Here is a 21337-nt window from a genome sequence, read left to right as displayed (position 1 = left end):
ATTATAAACCCTCACATAAATTTTTTAATAGTATTGTAGTTGTTAAAGAACCTACACCACCTGGTACTTTGGTTATATATGAAACTTTTTCCATTACATCTTCTAAATCAACATCTCCAGTAATCTTACCGTCTACGTCAGAAGTTCCTACATCAATAACTACTGCACCATTCTTTACAAAATTACTATTTATATATTTAGGCTTACCTATTGCACTTACTAATATATCTGCTCTTCTACATACCTCTTCAATATTCTTTGTTCTTGAATGAACAGTAGTAACTGTACAATTTGCATTAAGTAGTAATTGAGCTAATGGCTTACCTACAACGTTACTTCTTCCTATTACAACTGCTTCTTTACCTTCTAACTCAGTAACTGATTTTAAAATTTCCATTACTGAAAGTGGTGTGCAAGGAATAAAAGCTTTATTTCCAGAGTAAAATTGACCTATATTATGAGTTGTCACTCCATCTATATCTTTCATAGGACTTAAAGCCTCTTTTACTTTGTCACTATCTATTCCTTTAGGCATTGGCAGTAACATAAGAACACCATTTATATTATCATCATCATTTATCTTCTTTACAACAGATATAATTTCTTCTTCTGTCACATTCTCTTCCATTAAAAATTCTTTAGATTCTATACCTAACTTTTTTGATAGCTTAACTACACTATTTCTATAAAAATTACTTCCTCCATCATTTCCTACTTGAAGTATTCCTATAGATACTGTTAGTCCCTTATTTTTCTTTTCATCAACTATCGTCATAATTTCATTTTGAAATTTAACTACTAAGCTCTTAACATCAATAATAGCCCCCATCTTGTGACTTCCTCCTAATCTATTTTGTCTAAAATACCGTTTATAAAACTTTTACTTTTATCTTCACTATATTTCTTAGACAATTCTAACGCTTCATTTATTGATACAGCTTTTGGAATATCATCTTCATATTTTATTTCATAAATTGCTACAAATAATATAGCTACATTTATTTTTGAAATTCTTTCAAACTTCCACTTTTGTGAACTTTCACTAATGTATCCTTTTAGTTCTTCATTCTTTTCACATATATCTTTTAATTTTTTCTTAAGATATTTAAGATCTATATCTTTAAATTTATCTTCTTTTCCTGCTACTTCATTTTCTATAAAGTTTTCAAATACTTCATCACAATCAAATTTATGTATAATACTTTCATATACTAATTTAAATGTAAGCTCTCTTGTTTTTCTACGATTCATAACTTCCTCCTAAATACTTATCTTCATTTATATTATACATATAATATAATAAAATAAAACACCCTCTTTTAGAGGGCGCCCTATTCTTCTTCACCTACAGTTTCATTTTCTGGCTTTGGAAACATAACATTTTGAACATAAACATTTATTTTATCTACTTTCAATCCAGTCATAGTTTCAACAGTTTTCTTTACATTTTGTTGTACTTTTATACAAGCATCAGTAATTTTTAATCCGTATTCCACAATAACATAAATATCTATTGTTGCATTATCATCAGTAAAGTTAACCTTAACTCCACGACTTATATTTTTTTTGCCACTAAATTTAGATGTTATTCCTTCTACAAATCCAGCGCTCATACTATGAACACCTTTAATTTCATTTGCTGCAAGACCAGAAATTATACCTACAACATCATCAGAAATTTTTATTATTCCTATTTCTTGATTTAACTCTTGTTCCATAAAAGATACCCCCTTATCTTGCCTTTGCAAAATATTTATCTTGAGATAATTATATCATATAAATATGATTTTACAAATCCTTATTGTTTATACGTAATTTCAAAATCTTTAATATTTGCTATAGTTATAATTGATTTTTGAATCATTCTATTTTGCTCATCAGTTAGTTCTTTATCACTTTTAACTATTACTGATGCCTTATCATTTCCAATAGTAACTACAGCATCTTCAAACCCTTTTCCTTTTAAATCTTCTTCAATTTTAGTTTCATTTTGTGCATTTAAATTAACACTTACATATTGATCTTTAGCCTCTCTTCTTGAATCTTCTGGCAATGACTCATCTTCCATAATAGTTCTTAAATTCTTCAATGTATCTTCAGATTGTGAAGTCTTATTTAACTTTGCTTGTGAAAAATACTCATTGCTAGATTCAGTACCCTTTTCTACATCTTCAGAAGATGCTGTCTCATCAGTTGGAAAATATAAAGGTCCTTGTACCCTTGTTGCTAGAACTCCTGCTATAACTATAAGTACTAATAGAGACACAATAATTATGCCTTGTTTCTTATTCATTTAATTAACCCCCTAATATGTATTTATTAATTTATATGAATGTTTTAATTTAATTATGTTAACTTTTATTTAATGACTTTATATATTTTATTATTTAATTATTTTTCATAGGATGGACATTCACCTTTGAAGATGGAATGTCAAAAAGATTACATACAGTTTGAACTAATGTAGCTCTTTTATATTCATCATTAACACCTTCTGCTACAATAACAATTCCTGTTATATCTGGTGCATCTACTCTTTTTATAAATGGTTCACTACTACTGCCATTGTTCCCCACTACTACAGAATTCCCTGTATTATTTTGATTTGTAGTTCTTTTGCCTCCAGAGCTGTCTGTTTCCTCTGTAGTATTTGCTGATGCATTCTCATTATAGACAGGTATTTTTTCTTCTCCGCTCTTTATATATACCATTGCATCAACTTTTCCTATTCCATCAATTTCACTTAAAATATCTTCTAATTGTTTTTCTATTTTTTCCTTATATTGTTCTTCTGCTGAAGACACCTCAGCTTTTTTATTTACTGCATCTTCACCATAAACAGTTTTAGTTTCTCCCCCCCAATATTTCCCCATAAAAATTATCAAAACTCCAACCATAACACCTGCAATAGTTATAAAAGGTAAATTATTTTTTTGCTTTTTCAAATTATTTTTAATATCTTTAAACAATACCCTCACCCCTTAATTACATTAATTTTACTAGGTTCTACTTTTAATTCATTGCATAAAAATTTTTCAATATCAGCCCCTTCCTTATCTAAAACTTCTCTATTTGACTTTTTATCTCCTATAGTAACCTTTTCTACTGGTTTTACTACGCCACTATAATATGTAACTGTAACTTTATCTATTGCAACTTCTTTATCTTTATACTGAACCTTTGTATCTATTTCAAAATCTATATCTCTAAAGTTTTTCTTTAATAAACTTTTAATCGAACTATCTAAATTATTTTTAAAAGTAGCCATAGTTAAATTTTCATCTTCTTTTGCATACCTATCTAAAATTGCATCACTACTATATTTCTTCTCTATTTTGTCATAAAACTGATTTACTTCTTTATCTATAGATATATTAAGCATAAATTTTGTTATAGGATCTAATACAATACCTATAAGTAATAATCCAAACACTAGATTTATGTACTTTTTCATTGAATTGTTTGGTAATAATAGTCTTGCAGTAGAGAAAAATATAATTGCCACAGCTATTATTAATATATAGTTCTTTATACTCTCCAATATATTCCCCTCCTATATAGGTTTTGCTGATGCTATTATTGCAATAATAATAAAAAACATTAGAGAAACAACTACAACACAAGATATTATTTGCATTAAACTATTACCTACTTCATTTATAGAATCTATAATCTTTTTATTTCCTATTGGCTCTAAAATAGCTGCAGTAAACTTATTTATTAAAGATAGTACAAATAGCTTTATTATTGGCGTTAGTATTAAAAGTACTATTACAATTAATCCTACTGATGATAATGAATTTTTTATTAATAATGAATAATTAGCTACTGATGTAACTGCATCTGATAATGCTCCACCTACCACTGGTACAAAATTGTCTACAGCAAATTTAGCAGTTTCTACTGCTACCTTATCAAAAGTGCGAGTAGTAACACCTCTAATTGTTAAAATAGTAATAAAAATCGTAAGCATTATACCCTGTGTATACTTTATTATGGAATTAAACAATGACGTTAATTTTGTCAGTTTATCATCATCTGATAAATTATTAATAAGTTTTAAAACAGTTACCATTAAAATAGCTGGCAGTAAAAAGTTTACAACGATTGTTACACAAATATTTACTACTGCTATTACAATAGGATCCATTGCTACTGCCTCTGTAAATCCTCCAATCCCTATAAGCATGGTAAGAAGCAATGGTATTAACACAACCATGAAGTTTGATAAAGACTCAATAATTTCTTTACACTGTTCCACCCCTATTAACATATTTTTCATTAGCAACATCATTATTAATCCATAAATTGCATAAAAGCTTATATTTATTAAATTATTTCCTGAAAAAGCTTCCTGTAAACTCATTAGAAATGATGTCAACAATACCATTACTGCTAGTAATGCCATAATCTTTATTGATGCATAAATTTCTTTCACTGTATATTTTATTAATGTTATAGATATCTCTTTAAAATTTAATTCTCCATTTCCATTTTTAAAGGTTTCTTCTATGTATTTGCTAAAGTCTATATCATTTAAGAGATCATACTTCGTCTTAAAATTATTTATGTAATTATCAAATTCCTCTACACCTTCAATATCATTAGGCTTAATATCTTCTTCACCTAATGCTATTACTGATGGAAAAAACAATATCAACATTGATATAATAAAAACTATTAACCTTTTCATAATCCTTCCTCATAACAATTTAACAATAGTATCTAATAGCCCATATATTATAGGCACAGCTAACATTAGTATCATTACCTTCCCTGCCAGTTCCACTTTACTTCCTAGGGATCCAACACCAGCATCTTTGCATATTTCAGATGCAATAGTAGTTATATAAGCAATTGCTATTATTTTAAATGTAGTTGCAATGTAAAAAGGTTCAATACTTCCCTTTTCTGCTAATCTTTTTATAAGATTTAAAACTTCAGCTACTTGCGGCATAACAAATAATAAAATAACTACACCTATTGATAAGGAAAATAGAATTGCTATATCATCTCTCCACTTTTTCAACACTAAATATCCTACTAGGCCTACCATCGCCATAGACACAACTTTCAATATTCCTTCCATTTTACCTCCTTAAAGATTAAACATAGTCCTAACTGTTGTAAGTAACTTGAAAACTTGCTCTATCACCATAAATAATATTATTGTTATTCCTGCTATATTTGCCAGAGTCGCAAAATCATCTTTATTCGCAGCTTTTAATAACCTATCTGAAACAATTGTTATTATTCCTATTCCTATTATTTTAAAAACCAATACTAACTCCATACATATTCTCCTCCTAAAATATAAAAATAACTATAATCAATCCAATACATACTCCTAAGGATCTATACATTTTCAAATTCTTATTCTTTAGTTCCTCCGATTCTTTTAATTGCCTTTCAATATTGATTAACGTCAAATTTAGTAATTCACTTTCACCATTAACATCAAAATTTCCTATAGAAGTAGCCATAGTACGTATTACTTCTATATCATCTTTATTCAAATTATGATTTACATCTTCTAAAGCCTTATCAAAAGCTTCTTTAACGCTATCAACTTCCTTTACATATATAATTTCACTAGCTCGTCTAAATATTTCGCTTACAGGTCCTTTCACATGCTTTGAAGTAGTTAATAAAATATTTTCTAAAACATCAAAAGAATATATAATTTCGTTTTTTATAATATTTATTGCTTTTTGTAATTCCATAAGTTGATCAAATCTTCCCTTTACAATATCCCCCAATATAAATCCTGCTATAGTAGTGCTTCCTACAATAATTAGTGATCCAATAATCTTTATAATCATAATAAAATCCTCTTATTCTTATAATCATATACTCTTTTTACTGTTCCCACCTTTGGACAACCAGTTAACTCTATAACCCTATCAAAAAATTTATTGTCAAATATCTTCTTGTACATAATTCTCCCTTCAACATCACTTATATCATTACCATGAATTGAAGTAATTACAGATACGCCACAATTAAGTGCTGTTATTAGGCTATTTATATCGTCATCAGTACCTATCTCATCACACACTATTACATCAGGACTCAATGACCTTATAGCAATCATAATGCCTTTACTTTTGGGGCATCCGTCTAACACATCACTCCTTAAACCTATATCAAACTGTGGTACACCTTTATTACAACAGGCTATCTCACTTCTTTCATCAATAATGGCTACCCTAGTTCCTCTATTAATATCACAATTCTCACCATTAGAGATGTATCTAGATATATCTCTTAAAAGTGTTGTTTTACCACACTTTGGCGGAGATACAATTAACGTATTATATACTCTTCCATTTTCACATATGTACTTTAGGATTCTATCAGAGCAACCTTTTACTTCCCTATTAATTCTTATATTAAGAGATGAAATATGTTTTATAGTCTTTATATTTCCACCATCAGTTATGTATTGTCCACCTATACCTACCCTATGACCTCCTTTTAAAGTAAAATAGCCACCTTTAATCTCTTCTTTATATGCATACAATGAATATGAGGTAAGTCTATTTAGCGTTAACATAAATTCTTCATTTGTGATTCGTTTCTCTCCTAAAATTTCTTTATTTTCTCCTAATATAACAACAGGTTTATTAATTGACACTCGTATCTCTTCAATAGATTTAATTAGTTTTTTCTTTATTAATACTGCCACCGATTCTGGCAATAATAATATTACTTCTTTCCAGTTTTCCATTTTAATCCTCCTTTACATAATTATTTTTATTACTGCAGATAATAAATTATGCAAAAAAAAATTGTTGCAATAACGAAATTTAATCGTTATTGCAACAATACCCCATATTACTTATCTTCATCATCAAATTTTACAGTATAAGAAATTGTATCATTATAAGTAGATCCTTTATCTTCTTTAGAGTTATTAATCTTTTCTCTAAAATTAAGTGCTAAATTTGAAACTTTGCTTTTTATATCTTTAGCACTATTTTCTATCATTGTATTTACTTCTTGTATATTTCCTTCATCATCAGTTATCTCTATAATAACATTAGAGATAACACCACCTATAACTGTAAGTGGAATTAATATAGGTGATATAGCAATTCCTAATAATCCTACAGCTATTCCTCCATTTACAGGAATGTCTACTAAAATTTTATTCTCTTTTTTTATTCGTATTCTAGAAACATTACCTTTTTTTATAAGTTCCTCTAAATACTTAATAACACCATCGGTAGTTGTTTTTAAAACAGACTCTGGTTCATTTTCTTTCATTTTCTCTGCATAAACTAAAGCATCTACAATATTACCATCACAAATTTCTAAAATCTCTTTAGCTTTCCCATAGCTTATGCCTGTTCTTTCAATTAACGTATCAATTTTTTCAAGAGTAATATCTTCCATCTTTATTCCTCCCTTATAATATTTCTAAAAGTTCTAAACTTTTAGGTCTTTTTCCTATACTTGTAACTATTAATTCTGAATTAATTTTTTCTATTTCAGAAATTATAGATTCATTTTCTTTTAGTATATGTAGTTTCATAATATCTATATGATACAAATATTTCATAAATGAAAATACGCTATATGCTATATCTATACCATTTTTTTTATTACAATTACCACAAACTCCACTAAACGGTGGATATATAACATAATTACTAGATATAATCTTCCTTCTACACACACCGCAATTTTCAAAATTTAAACTATGCCCTGTATATTTTAGCAAATCTAATTCAAATTTTCTTATTACAATTTTATCGCTAACAGCCTTATTTTTTAAGAAATAAAATGATACAATCACACTTTTAAATAATTCAGTATTTACTTCATCATCCACCATACTCATATCTATTAATTCTAAAATATAATTTCCATAAGTTAAAGTGTATATATCCTTTAACATCTCTTGAAAAGAATCTATCAAAAATCCTTCATTCAACGTATACATTCCTTTGCCTTTAAATAAAACTAATTCACTATAAGACATCGGCAAGGTCAACGGAAGCATCTTGCTCTTACTACTCTTTACTCCCCTAACCATAATTGATATCTTTCCTAAACTTTCACTAAAAACTGTTATTATCTTGTCTCTCTCTTTATAATCTATAGATTTTAACACTATAGCTCTAGTTTTTATTATGGACAGAATATCATCTCCTACTTTAAGTTTTTATAACCTAGATCTTTTAGAAGTAAAGCATTATCTCTCCACTCTTTTCTAACTTTTACCCATACTTTTAAATTTACTCTAGCATCTAAGAATTTTTCAATATCTTGTCTAGCATAAGTAGATATTTTCTTCATCATGGCACCATTTTTACCAACGATAATTCCTTTATGAGAATCTTTTTCACAAATCATATTAGCATCAATATGATACATACCTCTTTCATCTTTCTTCATAGATATTACTTCTACTGCTATACCATGAGGAACTTCCTTAGATAATAATCTTAGTGCTTTTTCTCTTATTATTTCCATAACTACAAATCTTTCATTTACATCTGTAATCATGTCTTCTGGATAATACATAGGTCCTTCATTAAGGTTATCAACCATTAATTTTAATAATGTATCTACATTTTTACCATTTGATGCTGATATCGGAATAACTTCATCAAAAAAATCATACTCTTTTATAGACTCCAAAAATTCTGCTACTTTTTCAGATGGAGTTTCATCAATTTTATTTATTATAAAAATCTTCTTACCTTTTGTAGACCTTAAATCCTCAAGTATCTTTTTATCTCCAACTCCAAGCTCTTTTTCTGCTGTTGTCATAAATAATACAAGATCAACATCTTTTAATGCTTCTTGAGCATTTTTCATCATAAATTCACCAAGTTTATGCTTAGGCTTATGCATTCCTGGAGTATCTACAAAAACTATTTGATAATCCTTAGTTGTGAGTATAGTTTGTATATTGTTTCTTGTAGTTTGTGGTCTAGAAGAAACAATAGATAATTTTTCCCCCACTAAATAATTCATCAAAGTTGATTTTCCTACATTTGGTCTTCCTATTATTGTTACAAATCCTGATTTAAACATATTTCCTCCTTATTTTAAGAAATCTTTTGTAAATGCTCCTGGCATAATTTCTTCAACAGTTTTAATTATATACTCTTCTTCATTTTTTGCTAGAATTATTTTAGTATCTTCTGTAGAAAATTCTACTATAACTTGCCTGCATATTCCACAGGGCGCTATAAGTTCTTCTGAATCCGCTACGATAGCAATTTCACTTATAATTTTTTCTCCTTCTTTAATTCCAGAAAATATTGCTGTTCTTTCAGCACAATTAGTTGCACCAAATGATACATTTTCTATATTGCATCCACCATATACATTTCCACTTTCAAAACGTACTGCTGCACCTACTCTAAAATTTGAATATGGAACATAGGCTTTCTCTTTATATTCCAGAGCAAGCTTTATTAAATCTATCATAATACCTTTTCCTTTACTATGTAAAAATTTTAAATATAATTATTGTAAGTAACATTCCAACAATTGCTCCAACTACTACTTCCCAAACTGTATGTACCTTGGAATCTACTCTGCTTTGCGCAACTATAATTGCTAATATAAATGATAATAATATTATATTCTCATTTTTTGCAATTAAAGATATCATTGTAGCAATAGCAAAACTAATAGATGCATGACCACTTGGCATTCCGCCTCTAAGTGGGGTTCCTTCACCAATAACAGCTTTCAAAAATAATATTATCATACAAATTAGTATTAATACTATAAAAACTAAATATGTATCAGATTCTTTTATTATATTAACTAATTGAAAAGATAATTTTCTAAGTTTATCCCAAAATATAACATACCCAACAAAGATAGCATTGATTGCTGTAACCAAAACAGCTCCAGCTGCTGTATTTTTAGCAATCTTTGCAAGTGGGTGAAAATTATTTGTTAATATATCAACGGTAGCTTCTATTGCAGTATTGATAAGTTCAGCAAATAACACTAATGTTATAGTTATTGCTAATACCAATATTTCAGCTTTACTAAGCTTATAGAAAAAACAAGCTGTGAGAATACCTAATGATGTAATCAGGTGTATTCTCATATTTCTTTGAGTTCTAGTTGCATATACTAATCCTTCTATAGCATAATTAAAAGAATCCACTATGCTATGAACTTGCTTCATAGTATCACCTACCTAGTTATTTGAAATTTATTTAGTATTTCCTCTTCACGTCTTCTCATTTTTTCTTTATCACTATCATTCATATGATCATATCCTAACAAATGTAACACTGAATGTACTGTTAAATATGCTGCCTCCCTTAAAAATGAATGTCCGAATTCCAATCTTTGTTCTTCAGCTCTTTCTAAAGATAGAACAATATCACCTAATACTAATATTCCATTATCTAAATTTCTTTCTAATAATTCTCTATCTTTATAATATACATCTTTATAAACTTCACCTTCTGGATAACTTAACATAGGAAAGGATAATACATCTGTTGCTCTATCTATTTTTCTAAACTCACTATTAATGTTTTTTATTTCATCATTATCTACATATAGTAAACTTACTTCTACATCAACATCTACCTTTTCCTCTTTTATAGTAAAGTTAATTACTTTTTCTAATAAATCATTTAATTCATCTTTCACTTCAATTTTTGATTGATTATTTTCTATATAAATCACTTTTCTCTATCTCCTTACTGTTTTTATCTTTTGGATACTCAATTCTTTGATGATACATAGACATAAGCACTTTTATAAATGCTTTCTTTATTCTATCTAAATCTTTTAATGTTAAATCACAATCATTCAATTGTCCTTCAGAAAGTCTATTTGTAAATATGCTATTAACCATATCAGTTATAGATTCTACTGTTGGATTTTTAATACTTCTTACTGCTGCTTCTACACCATCTGCAAGCATTATTATAGCACTTTCTTTACGTCTTGGAATTGGTCCTGGATATTTAAATAAATTAACATCTACATCATCTGGATTTTTAGCATTATTTCTTTCTGTAATATAAAAATATTTAACTAAATCTGTACCATGATGTTCTCTTATAATATCTTCAATAACTGTTGGCAGGCCATACTCTTTAGCTAATTTTATACCTTCAGTAACATGAGAAATAATAATCATTGCGCTTATTTTGGATGATAAATTATTATGAGGATTACTTTCACCTACTTGATTTTCTTTAAAAAATATTGGATTTGAAATTTTACCTATATCATGATAAAAAGCTCCTACCCTTGCTAATGTTGCATTAGCCTTTATTTCTTCTGCTGCAACTTCTGCTAGATTTCCTACCATCAATGAATGATGATATGTACCTGGTGCTTCAACTACTAATCTCTTTAATAACGGATTATTTGGATTTGATAATTCCAATAATTTTATATTAGTTACTATATCAAAAACATTTTCGATAATTGGCAATGCACCAGCAGCAAAAATAGCTGATAAAATCCCCCCAACCATTAGCAATGCTGAATTTTTTAAAACTTCAATAATATTACTACTTATAATATTTCCTACAACAATATTAATAATAATTGTAACTACAGATATAATAAGTGACGAAGAAAAAATATCATTTCTAACATTCAATTTTTTCATAAACATAAATGCTAAAATTATATTTAATAAAAATACAATCACTATTTGAACATTAAAATTTACTACAACAGATAACAATATTGCTGTAAGGCAATTAATCACCAATGCTGTCTCTCTATCAAAAATTAATACCATTAAAATTACAATAGCACCTAATGGAATAAGATACGGCTGAATGACTAAAATTCTAGCAAATAATATTTGTATAGTAATAAGAAAAAATATAAGAGAAAATTTTCTAGGTGAATAAAATATATCTTTTCTAAATTTGTATAAATATCTTCCTTGCATAGCTGTAACAATAGCTACTATAAGAACTATAGATGCATAAATAAAAAAATTATTTCCTCTAGAAGAATTAAGTAGTCCTAATGATTCTAAAACCTTCACCTGCCATTCTTCTATAGGTTCACCTTCTTTTACGATAGTCTGATCCTTCTTTATCATTACCGATTGAACCTTTTTTAAAGCTTCCTCTTCCAAAAGTTTTGTCTTATCTTCATCTACTACTGCATTAACTTTGACACAATTATTATCAATCTTACTTATTATATTCTTTGCTTCCGAAGAAAGATTATATCCTGATACTTTTGAAGATATGCTTTTTCTAACAGTTGCCAAATCTTCTGAATTATTATCTCTTATAACTATAGTTAATAATGAATCCACGGATTCTTTCAAATATGTACGAAATGCAGTGTAGTCTGCATCATTAAGGCTTATTATCGTATTCAAATCATCAATATCTAAATCGTATGTACTATCAATTTTATCTAATATCTCTTCACTGTTTTTATTTACTCTAACCTTATCAAAAGTATCTATCAATGATTGAATTTTTTGTAACTGATTATTTTTAATAGTGCTATCAACCTTATATACTTTAGGTACAGATTGCAATGCCTTTTCTTTATCTTTTTCAGTTGTAACTTTATCCTCTACATCTCGAGGTGATTTTATGCTTACTTTCGCTATATCCCCAACTTTTAAATTATATTTTACTGAATGATATCCAGTACAAATTATTAGAGATATAACAGAAAAAGCTATTATATATATATATACTATACTACTCCATTTTCTTTTGGAAACCTTTCTCTTATCTTCCATGTTAATTCTCCTTTAACTAGATATATCTTCCTCACATTGAATAATCATTCTTATTTCGCAACAATCACCTTTTTCTTCCTTATCTATCTTTTTATCCATAATAGAGCTATTTACACTAATATTACTTTTTATTTTTTCTAACAATTCACCTTCTGCTTTTTTTATCACTGACTCTTTATCAAGGTCTATCTCATTTTCAATAACCTCATAATATTTTTCTATTACAAAAGGTCCATAGTTTTCTTCTATTTTATCATATTTTTCAAATTTATTCTCAGCTTTTTTTACGCATATTTTATTTCCTGCTATAATTATGTATTTATTACTTATATACTTACCAGTTCTATCCCTATTTTTTTCTTTATATGGAACAACTATCTTATCTTCATAAAATGTCTTAGCCATCACAACACCTTTAGGAACGACTTCATAGGAATGTGTTTCATCACCTTCTATATAAGATATTAAAGGATCTCCACATTTAACAACATCTCCTGCTTTAACAAGAGCAGTCCCATTAGCTGTATACACTCTAGATATTATTCCATCCTTCTTTGCAATTAGATCCTTCTTTGTATCATCTTTAATTAAACTAGGTGGCAATTGTTTTTCTCTAATATCAATAAGCAGCTTACTACCATATGGTCTTACAGATACCCATGATATTTTAGGATGATCTTCCTTTAACTTTTCTTCTAAATCTTCATAATTTATCTTTCTTTTAAAAGTGCCTTCCTTTATTCCTTCTTTATATAAAAGATTTCTAATCTCAAAGGGTGAAATATTCTTTTCTGTTTTTATGTCTATTGACCAAACAAATTCATTTAGTAACATTAATGATAAAAAGAATATTACTATTCCTATAACTAATGATATCCTATTTCTTAAAGTATATATCGTTGTACTTCTTTTATCTTTACCTATGATTTCATAACTTCCATCATATTTATTAAATATCTCTTTAAACTTCTGAAAATCTTTATATTGAATAGATAAAATTGCTGATGATATAGATAACCTATTTATACTATCTATGTCAATATCATTTTTTATAAGAGTATTAATGAGTTCTTCCAATTCTATAACTTCTATTTTTAAAGTCAATCTTGCATCATAAAATAAATTTAAATATTGTCCTTTATTCATGATCTTCACCTACTAATATTTTGTTAATCTTTCCTCTTATAACCATCGTCCCCTCTGAAATATAACATATCTCAAAGTTATCTCCATATAATGAAATATTCTCTTTATAAGTAGCAATTTCTAAATATTCCTTTGAAAAACTTATAATCCCCTTATGATTTTCTACTGTTATCTCCTCATCCCCCAAAACTGTGATTTTCGCTTTTACTCCAACTAATTCCATAGGTATATCAAGCTTTTCAGAAAGAAACTCTGCTGATTTTCTCATTTTCTCATTCATATAGTATCAACCTCCTTCATATTAAATCTATGTTTAAAAAGTCTCAACTATAACATTTATTCAAAAAATGAAAATAGACCTCATATGAGGTCTATTTATAATTAACTTACATTATTTCTATTCTTTAGCTATCTACCCACTTAAAATTTAAAGCAATATAATACAACTGCGCAGGAAGGCAACTCAAACAATTTTAACTGTAAAGTTTTAAACTTATATAGTATTGAATTGTAGTACCTTCTAATAATAGACAATTCTATTTAAATTTTCTCTTTCTTGCAGCTTCTGATTTTTTCTTTCTCTTAACGCTTGGCTTTTCATAATGTTCTCTTTTTCTTACTTCTGAAAGAACACCAGCTCTTGCGCATTTTCTTTTAAATCTTCTTAAAGCGCTATCTAATGTTTCGTTTTCTCCAACTTTAATTTCTGACATATATATCCCTCCCTCCGCTAGCCATTTAATAAAATAATTAAAATACAGCGGGCTTCAATAGCACATTGATTATTATACACTATATCTTAATTAATTGTCAATATAAAACCTTATCCAAGTGTAGTAATTAACTCTTTTCCACCAAGTAAGTGAAAATGAACGTGGAATACTGTTTGACCGGCATTCTTATTACAGTTACTTACAACTCTATATCCATCTTCATCTATTCCTAAATCCTTGGCAATTTTATTAGCAACAGTAAAAATATAACCTATCACTGATTCATCATATTCTTCTATATCATTAATTGTGCTAATATGTTTTTTGGGCACTATTAGTATATGAATTGGAGCCATTGGCGATATATCTTTAAATGCATAAACTAAATCATCTTCATATACCTTTTCTGATGGTATTTCTCCTTTTATTATTTTACAAAATAAACAATCCATTATATCCTCTCCTTCACTAAAGAACCCTCTAAGTATATTGTGTGATTTTCTTTAATATCTACATCAAGAATTAATCCACTAATATCTTCATCAGATTCTGCCATTACCTTAATATAATTTTCTGTATATCCACTGTAAAATCCTTCTTTTCCTTTAACTTTTTCTTCAAATAGTACTTTTACTGTTTTACCTACATATTTTTCTGCAAAATCTTCTTCATTTTTTCTATCTGCTGCAATAATTGCTTTACTTCTTTCTTCTTTTATAGTTCCATGAACATCATCATCAAATGTTGCAGCTCTTGTTCCTTTTCTTGGTGAATACTTAAATACATGTATTTTTGATAATTTTATATCTTTAACAAAATTCAATGTTGTTTCAAAATCTTCATCAGTCTCTCCTGGGAAACCTACTATTAAATCTGTAGTTATTGAAACATCTTTTATTTTTTCTCTTAAATTTTTAACTATATCTATATATTGCTCAACAGTATATCTTCTATTCATTCTCTTTAATGTCTTATCACAACCACTTTGTAATGAAAGATGATAATGAGGACAAAGTTTCTTTAGCTTACTAATTCTATCTACTACTTCTTTTGTAAAGTATGTTGGGTCTATAGATCCTATTCTTACCCTCTCTATACCTTCAACTTTTTCTACTTCTTCTAGCAAATCAGCTAATTCATATTGTTCATCTAAATCCATACCATATGATGCAATATGTATTCCTGATAAAATAACTTCTTTAAATCCATTTTTACCTAAAATTTTAACTTCTTCTATAACCTTCTTAGGATCTTTTGAACACACAGCACCTCTTGCAAATGGAATAAGACAAAAAGTACAAAATCTATTACATCCATCTTGTATTTTTACAAAAGCTCTAGTTCTATCTTGATATTCGCTGATTTCTAATTCTTCAAATTCTTTATTTCTTAATACATCATTTACTTCAACAAATTGATTTTTTTCTGCCATAGCTCTATTTGCCCAGTAAACTATATCCCCTTTATTTCTTGTACCAAGAACTACATCTACACCTTCTATATTAGATACTTCATCTGGCGATGTTTGAGAATAACACCCTACAACTGCTACAACAGAATCAGGGTTTGCTTTTTTAGCTTTATTTATCGCTTGTCTTGATTTCTTATCTCCCATATTAGTAACTGTACATGTATTAATAACATATACATCTGCTTTATCACTAAAATCTACAACTTCAAAGCCTTCCTTCTTAAACTTCTCTGTCATAGCTTCACTTTCATATGAATTTACTCTACATCCTAATGTTTGAAATGCTACTTTCATTATCTTACACTGCCTCCCATATCTCCTAATTCATAACATAACAATGATGTTGCTACAAATCCTGCTGTTTCCGTTCTTAAAATTCTTTTTCCTAAAGTAACTATCTCTGCACCTATCTCTTTTAATTCTTCAATCTCATCTTCTTCAAATCCACCTTCTGGACCAATTACAATAGCAATATTCTTTATATCTTCCCTTTTGATATTCATAGAAAGAGATTTTATTCCGTAACCATCTGCTCTTTCATAAGGTACCACTATTAAATCATATTCTTTTAACTCTTCTTTTGTTTTTTCAAAATTAATTGGCTCACTTATAGTTGGAATAATGCTTCTTTTACTTTGCTTACATGCTTCTAATATTATTTTTTTAAGTCTATCAAGCTTTTTATATTCCTGAAAAGCTACATCAACTCTTTTAGTAATAATAGGTTGAAACTTTGATACCCCTATTTCAGTACCTTTTTGTACTATAAGGTCCATTTTACTTCCTTTTGGCATTCCTTGATATAAAGATATCTTAACTGGAGATTCATTACTAGTTTCAAGTTTTTCTAAAATTTTCACTTTTACTTCTTTCTTATTTATATCTTCTAATTTTCCAAGAAACTCATTTCCACTACAATCATTAATTGCGACATCATCACCTACAGAAAGACGTAATACTTTATAAATATGTTTTACATCATCACCTATTATGGTTACATTATTGTCTATAATATTAGAACTATCTACAAAAAACTTATGCATATATGCTCTCCTTGACTATTTAGTTATCATCTTGTGTTTCTTCGCAATTATGCAAATCCACTCACCTTGATTATTTATTTCCATCGGTTCAAAACCATTTTTAATTAATACTTCAATAACTTCATCTTTTTTATCTTTAATTATACCCGAAGAAATGAAATATCCATCATCTACAATATAATCTTTCACCATTGGTGTTAAGAACTTAATTACATCTGCAATAATATTAGCCACTACTATATCAGCTTTTCCTTCTACTACTTCCATTAAATCGCCATGTAATATTTCTATATTATCTGATAACTTATTTAAAGCTACATTTTCTTTTGCAGAATCTACAGCTACAGGATCTAAATCAACACCAACAGCTTTTTTGGCACCTAACATTGCCGCTCCAATTGCAAGAATACCTGATCCAGTACCAATATCAAATACTGTTGTATCTTCTCCAACATATCTTTCTAACCCTTGTAGACACATTCTTGTTGTTTCATGAGTTCCTGTACCAAATGCCATTCCAGGATCTAACTCAATAATTAATTCATGAGGTTTCTTTTCATATTCTTCCCATAATGGTTTTACTACTAATCTCGCACCTACTTTTGTTGGTTTATAATACTTTTTCCAGTTATTTGCCCAATCTTCTTCTGAAACTTTATTTACAAATATTGTTCCTTCACCTTTATCTATTCCAAATTCACCTAAATTATCTACTTTTTCTTTTATATATTCTACTATTTCATCAATATTATCTTCTTCTACATAATATCCCTTTACAACAGCACCTTCTTTAATGTTTAAAATTTCTTCATCGAAGTAATCCCAATCACCAGGATGTTTCTTTTTAAACTCTAAATCTTCACTATCTACAACGGATACACCTTTTACATCAGTTGTATATAATATTCCTTGAACTGCTTCTACCGCCTCTGAAGAAGTTATAATTGTTATTTCTATCCAATCTTTATTCATATAATCACCTTTTCTTAATTTTAATACTGTTTTTCTATAATAAAATTCATAGTTTTTTAAATCATTAATGCAAGTTATATATTAACACACTTTATTATAAATTAACAATAAAATAGATTCTATCTTTATAATAGTTTACTTACAAAATACAAAAAGAGAATGCTACATACTTATGCAACATCCTCATAAACAAAATTATTTCTTTTTACCAAATAATCTGCTTTTGAATTTTTTTGTATGAACTCCATCAAGAGACTCTCCTGATGCTTCCATAAACATTTCAATTGCTTCATGTTGAGATTCATTTAACTTCTTAGGAATATCAACTATAATCTTTACATATTGATCTCCTCTATAAGAAGTATTAACTTTGCTTACACCTTTTCCTTTAAGTCTAAAGGTTGTTCCTGATTGTGTTCCTGCTGGAACATCATACTTAACATCTCCATCAATAGTAGGCACTTTAACTTCCGCACCTAATATAGCTTTTCCAATTGAGATATGTTGTTCAATATATATATTAGAACCTTCTCTTCTAAATACTGAACTTGGAGTAACTCTAATTCTTACATATACATCTCCAGCTGGTCCACCATTAGTACCATGATTTCCTTGTCCTCTTAGTGGAATTATATTATCATTATCTACACCTGCTGGTATATCTAATGTAATACTTCTTTGTCTTCTTTCAATACCTGAGCCACCGCAATGTGAACATGGATCTTTTATAATTGAACCTTTTCCTCCACATGCATCACATGTCCCAGTTTGAACAAATGTTCCAAGTGGTGTATTTCTTTGAACTTTAACTTGACCTGTTCCTCCACATTTTGAACATGTTTCTTTTCCACTACCAGCCTTAGCACCTGTACCATTACAAGTTTCGCAACTTTCATTTCTAACAATCTTTATCTCTTTTTTACAACCAAAAACTGCTTCTTCAAAAGTTAAATTAATTGTTACTTCTAAATCTGATCCTCTTTCTGGACCATTTCTTCTCTTACTTCTTCCGCCACCGCCAAAGAAGTCTCCAAATATATCACCTAAATCAAAATCAAAACCGCCGCCACTACTAAAGCCGCCAAATCCACCAAATCCATCGAATCCAGCACCATCGGCACTTCCGAATTGATCATATCTTTGCTTTTTCTCTGGATCAGATAATACTTGAAACGCTTCATTTATTTCTTTGAACTTTTCTTCAGCTTCTTTGTTACCTTGATTTTTATCTGGGTGATATTTTATAGCAAGCTTTTTAAAAGCCTTTTTTATTTCATCTTGAGATGCATCTCTTGATACACCAAGCACTTCATAATAATCTTTATTTGCCAATTTCTTCACCACCCTACTTAAATTAAGGGAGGGGTAAAACCCTTCCCTTTAGTATTTGACTTATATATTATATACTATTTATCATCTACTTTAAAGTCTGCATCTACAACATTATCATCAGCATTTCCATTGTTAGCAGCACCTTCAGCACCTTGTGCACCTTCTGCTCCTTGTGGATTTGCTTCAGCATACATCTTTTGAGATATTGCGTAGAATTCTTGAGTTAATTCTTCTTGAGCCTTCTTGATAGCTTCGATATCATCACCATCTTTAACTTTCTTTAACTCTTCAATCTTAGCAGTTACTTTAGCTTTTTCATCTTCAGAAATCTTATCTCCAAGATCACTTAATGATTTTTCCATTTGATATACTAAGTTATCAGCATTATTCTTAACTTCTATAGCTTCTTTTCTATTCTTATCAGCTTCTGCAAATTGTTCAGCTTCTTTTACAGCCTTATCTATTTCTTCATCTGAAAGGTTAGTTGAAGCAGTAATTGTTATATTAGCTTCCTTACCAGTTCCCTTATCCTTAGCAGAAACATTAACGATACCATTTGCATCGATATCAAATGTTACTTCTATTTGAGGAATTCCTCTTGGAGCTGGAGCTATTCCTGATAATGTGAATCTACCAAGTGACTTATTATCTACAGCCATTTGTCTTTCACCTTGAACTATATTAATTTCAACTGATGGTTGGTTATCTACAGCAGTTGAGAATACTTGGCTCTTCTTAGCTGGGATTGGTGTATTTCTTTCGATTAATGGAGTAGCTATTCCACCCATTGTTTCAATTCCTAGTGTTAATGGTGTTACATCTAATAAAAGGATATCTTTAACATCACCTGTTAATACACCAGCTTGAATTGCAGCACCTACAGCAACTGCTTCATCTGGGTTAACTCCCTTAGATGGTTCTTTACCTGTGAAGTTCTTAACAGCTTCAACAACTGCTGGTATTCTAGTTGATCCACCAACTAAAATTACTTTATCTATATCACCAATTGACATCTTAGCATCAGCTAATGCCTTCTTCATTGGAGCTATACTTCTTTCAACTAAGTCTCTTGTTAATTCATTGAACTTAGCTCTTGTTAAATCTTCATTTATATGTTTTGGACCTGTTGCATCAGCAGTAATAAATGGAAGATTTATATTTGTGCTTTGAGAAGATGATAATTCAATTTTAGCTTTTTCAGCTGCTTCTTTTAATCTTTGAAGAGCCATTTGATCATTTCTTAAATCAATTCCATATTCTTTCTTGAAGTTATCAGCTAAGTAGTTCATGATTTTTTCATCAAAATCATCTCCACCAAGTTTAGTATCACCATTTGTTGATTTAACTTGGAATAATCCATCACCAAGTTCTAGTATAGATACGTCGAATGTACCACCACCTAAGTCATATACTAAAATAGTGTGGCTATCGTCTTGCTTATCTAATCCATATGCTAAAGAAGCTGCTGTTGGTTCGTTTATAATTCTTAAAACTTCAAGTCCAGCAATTTTACCAGCATCTTTAGTTGCTTGTCTTTCTGCATCATTAAAGTATGCAGGAACTGTTATTACAGCTTGAGTAACTTTTTCTCCTAAATAACTTTCAGCATCAGCTTTTAATTTTTGTAAAATCATTGCTGAAATTTCTTGTGGTGTATATGCTTTTCCATCTATATCAACTTTGTAGTCAGTACCCATATGTCTCTTTATTGAGATTATTGTTTTATCTGGGTTTGTAATTGCTTGTCTTTTTGCAACTTGCCCTACTAATCTTTCTCCATCTTTTTGGAAAGATACTACTGAAGGTGTAGTTCTAGATCCTTCTGAGTTAGCTATAACTACTGGATCTCCACCTTCCATAACTGCTACACATGAATTTGTTGTTCCTAAATCAATACCTATTACTTTTGACATAATAATTACCTCCAATTTTC

27 protein-coding genes are annotated in these 21337 nt (G+C 28.9%); all 27 read right to left on the bottom strand.

Annotated features, from left to right (window positions below):
• Position 1: 1 nt before the first annotated feature.
• Positions 2 to 829 (bottom strand): bifunctional 5,10-methylenetetrahydrofolate dehydrogenase/5,10-methenyltetrahydrofolate cyclohydrolase, encoded by an 828-nt coding sequence (locus KQI30_RS06065; RefSeq protein WP_216462377.1) that lies wholly within the window; start codon positions 827 to 829, stop codon positions 2 to 4.
• 14 nt (positions 830 to 843) lie between these two features.
• A complete protein-coding gene (nusB, locus tag KQI30_RS06060) occupies positions 844 to 1251 on the bottom strand; it encodes a transcription antitermination factor NusB (protein WP_216462376.1) in 408 nt (135 codons plus the stop codon).
• 80 nt (positions 1252 to 1331) lie between these two features.
• A complete protein-coding gene (locus KQI30_RS06055; RefSeq protein ID WP_216462375.1) occupies positions 1332 to 1718 on the bottom strand; it encodes an Asp23/Gls24 family envelope stress response protein in 387 nt (128 codons plus the stop codon).
• 80 nt (positions 1719 to 1798) lie between these two features.
• Positions 1799 to 2293 (bottom strand): SpoIIIAH-like family protein, encoded by a 495-nt coding sequence (locus KQI30_RS06050; protein ID WP_216462373.1) that lies wholly within the window; start codon positions 2291 to 2293, stop codon positions 1799 to 1801.
• Between the two features lie 94 nt (positions 2294 to 2387).
• Positions 2388 to 2969 carry a stage III sporulation protein AG gene (locus KQI30_RS06045; protein ID WP_216462371.1) on the bottom strand — a complete coding sequence of 194 codons (582 nt, stop codon included), beginning with the start codon at positions 2967 to 2969 and terminating at the stop codon, positions 2388 to 2390.
• Between the two features lie 5 nt (positions 2970 to 2974).
• On the bottom strand, positions 2975 to 3541 hold the full coding sequence (locus tag KQI30_RS06040) for a stage III sporulation protein AF (protein ID WP_216462369.1): 567 nt from the start codon (positions 3539 to 3541) through the stop codon (positions 2975 to 2977).
• 12 nt (positions 3542 to 3553) lie between these two features.
• A complete protein-coding gene (gene spoIIIAE / locus KQI30_RS06035) occupies positions 3554 to 4693 on the bottom strand; it encodes a stage III sporulation protein AE (RefSeq protein ID WP_216462368.1) in 1140 nt (379 codons plus the stop codon).
• Between the two features lie 9 nt (positions 4694 to 4702).
• Positions 4703 to 5089, bottom strand: coding sequence for a stage III sporulation protein AD (gene spoIIIAD / locus KQI30_RS06030; RefSeq protein WP_216462367.1), 387 nt, complete (start codon positions 5087 to 5089; stop codon positions 4703 to 4705).
• A 9-nt stretch (positions 5090 to 5098) separates the two neighbouring features.
• Positions 5099 to 5293, bottom strand: a complete 195-nt coding sequence (gene spoIIIAC / locus KQI30_RS06025) for a stage III sporulation protein AC (protein WP_044037832.1) — start codon at positions 5291 to 5293, stop codon at positions 5099 to 5101.
• A 13-nt stretch (positions 5294 to 5306) separates the two neighbouring features.
• Positions 5307 to 5822, bottom strand: a complete 516-nt coding sequence (locus tag KQI30_RS06020) for a hypothetical protein (protein WP_216462366.1) — start codon at positions 5820 to 5822, stop codon at positions 5307 to 5309.
• The gene (gene spoIIIAA / locus KQI30_RS06015) at positions 5819 to 6730 is read right to left on the bottom strand and encodes a stage III sporulation protein AA (RefSeq protein ID WP_216462365.1); all 912 of its coding nucleotides are present in this window, start codon (positions 6728 to 6730) and stop codon (positions 5819 to 5821) included. Before spoIIIAA ends, KQI30_RS06020 begins: the two co-directional genes overlap by 4 nt.
• Positions 6731 to 6837: 107 nt before the next feature.
• Positions 6838 to 7398, bottom strand: a complete 561-nt coding sequence (locus tag KQI30_RS06010; protein WP_216462364.1) for a DUF4342 domain-containing protein — start codon at positions 7396 to 7398, stop codon at positions 6838 to 6840.
• 13 nt (positions 7399 to 7411) lie between these two features.
• On the bottom strand, positions 7412 to 8137 hold the full coding sequence (gene recO / locus KQI30_RS06005) for a DNA repair protein RecO (protein ID WP_294341943.1): 726 nt from the start codon (positions 8135 to 8137) through the stop codon (positions 7412 to 7414).
• A gap of 20 nt (positions 8138 to 8157) precedes the next feature.
• Complete coding sequence (gene era / locus KQI30_RS06000) at positions 8158 to 9048, bottom strand: GTPase Era (RefSeq protein ID WP_216462362.1); 891 nt, start codon at positions 9046 to 9048, stop codon at positions 8158 to 8160.
• A gap of 9 nt (positions 9049 to 9057) precedes the next feature.
• On the bottom strand, positions 9058 to 9447 hold the full coding sequence (locus tag KQI30_RS05995; protein WP_216462360.1) for a cytidine deaminase: 390 nt from the start codon (positions 9445 to 9447) through the stop codon (positions 9058 to 9060).
• 16 nt (positions 9448 to 9463) lie between these two features.
• The gene (locus tag KQI30_RS05990; protein WP_216462359.1) at positions 9464 to 10165 is read right to left on the bottom strand and encodes a diacylglycerol kinase; all 702 of its coding nucleotides are present in this window, start codon (positions 10163 to 10165) and stop codon (positions 9464 to 9466) included.
• Between the two features lie 8 nt (positions 10166 to 10173).
• Positions 10174 to 10677: an rRNA maturation RNase YbeY gene (gene ybeY, locus KQI30_RS05985; RefSeq protein WP_216462358.1), complete on the bottom strand. Its 504-nt coding sequence runs from the start codon at positions 10675 to 10677 to the stop codon at positions 10174 to 10176.
• A complete protein-coding gene (locus KQI30_RS05980) occupies positions 10658 to 12727 on the bottom strand; it encodes an HD family phosphohydrolase (RefSeq protein WP_216462357.1) in 2070 nt (689 codons plus the stop codon). The genes ybeY and KQI30_RS05980 overlap by 20 nt, the downstream gene beginning before the upstream one ends.
• A gap of 12 nt (positions 12728 to 12739) precedes the next feature.
• Positions 12740 to 13873: a sporulation protein YqfD gene (gene yqfD, locus KQI30_RS05975; RefSeq protein WP_216462356.1), complete on the bottom strand. Its 1134-nt coding sequence runs from the start codon at positions 13871 to 13873 to the stop codon at positions 12740 to 12742.
• On the bottom strand, positions 13866 to 14153 hold the full coding sequence (locus KQI30_RS05970; protein ID WP_216462355.1) for a YabP/YqfC family sporulation protein: 288 nt from the start codon (positions 14151 to 14153) through the stop codon (positions 13866 to 13868). Before KQI30_RS05970 ends, yqfD begins: the two co-directional genes overlap by 8 nt.
• A gap of 256 nt (positions 14154 to 14409) precedes the next feature.
• Positions 14410 to 14586, bottom strand: coding sequence for a 30S ribosomal protein S21 (gene rpsU / locus KQI30_RS05965; protein WP_032121923.1), 177 nt, complete (start codon positions 14584 to 14586; stop codon positions 14410 to 14412).
• Between the two features lie 110 nt (positions 14587 to 14696).
• The gene (locus tag KQI30_RS05960; protein ID WP_253287407.1) at positions 14697 to 15038 is read right to left on the bottom strand and encodes a histidine triad nucleotide-binding protein; all 342 of its coding nucleotides are present in this window, start codon (positions 15036 to 15038) and stop codon (positions 14697 to 14699) included.
• Positions 15038 to 16351: a tRNA (N(6)-L-threonylcarbamoyladenosine(37)-C(2))-methylthiotransferase MtaB gene (gene mtaB / locus KQI30_RS05955; RefSeq protein WP_216462354.1), complete on the bottom strand. Its 1314-nt coding sequence runs from the start codon at positions 16349 to 16351 to the stop codon at positions 15038 to 15040. The genes KQI30_RS05960 and mtaB overlap by 1 nt, the downstream gene beginning before the upstream one ends.
• Positions 16351 to 17100, bottom strand: a complete 750-nt coding sequence (locus tag KQI30_RS05950) for a 16S rRNA (uracil(1498)-N(3))-methyltransferase (RefSeq protein ID WP_216462352.1) — start codon at positions 17098 to 17100, stop codon at positions 16351 to 16353. The genes mtaB and KQI30_RS05950 overlap by 1 nt, the downstream gene beginning before the upstream one ends.
• Before the next feature lie 15 nt (positions 17101 to 17115).
• A complete protein-coding gene (gene prmA, locus KQI30_RS05945; protein WP_216462351.1) occupies positions 17116 to 18072 on the bottom strand; it encodes a 50S ribosomal protein L11 methyltransferase in 957 nt (318 codons plus the stop codon).
• A 195-nt stretch (positions 18073 to 18267) separates the two neighbouring features.
• Positions 18268 to 19404: a molecular chaperone DnaJ gene (gene dnaJ, locus KQI30_RS05940; RefSeq protein WP_216462349.1), complete on the bottom strand. Its 1137-nt coding sequence runs from the start codon at positions 19402 to 19404 to the stop codon at positions 18268 to 18270.
• 74 nt (positions 19405 to 19478) lie between these two features.
• Positions 19479 to 21317, bottom strand: coding sequence for a molecular chaperone DnaK (dnaK, locus tag KQI30_RS05935; protein WP_216462348.1), 1839 nt, complete (start codon positions 21315 to 21317; stop codon positions 19479 to 19481).
• Between the last annotated feature and the right edge of the window lie 20 nt (positions 21318 to 21337).

Source organism: Clostridium bornimense (genome assembly GCF_018917145.1).
GTDB classification, from domain to species: domain Bacteria; phylum Bacillota; class Clostridia; order Clostridiales; family Clostridiaceae; genus Clostridium_AN; species Clostridium_AN bornimense_A.
Note: the sequence above shows the minus strand (reverse complement) of the source record. Positions and strands in the feature narration are given on the sequence as shown.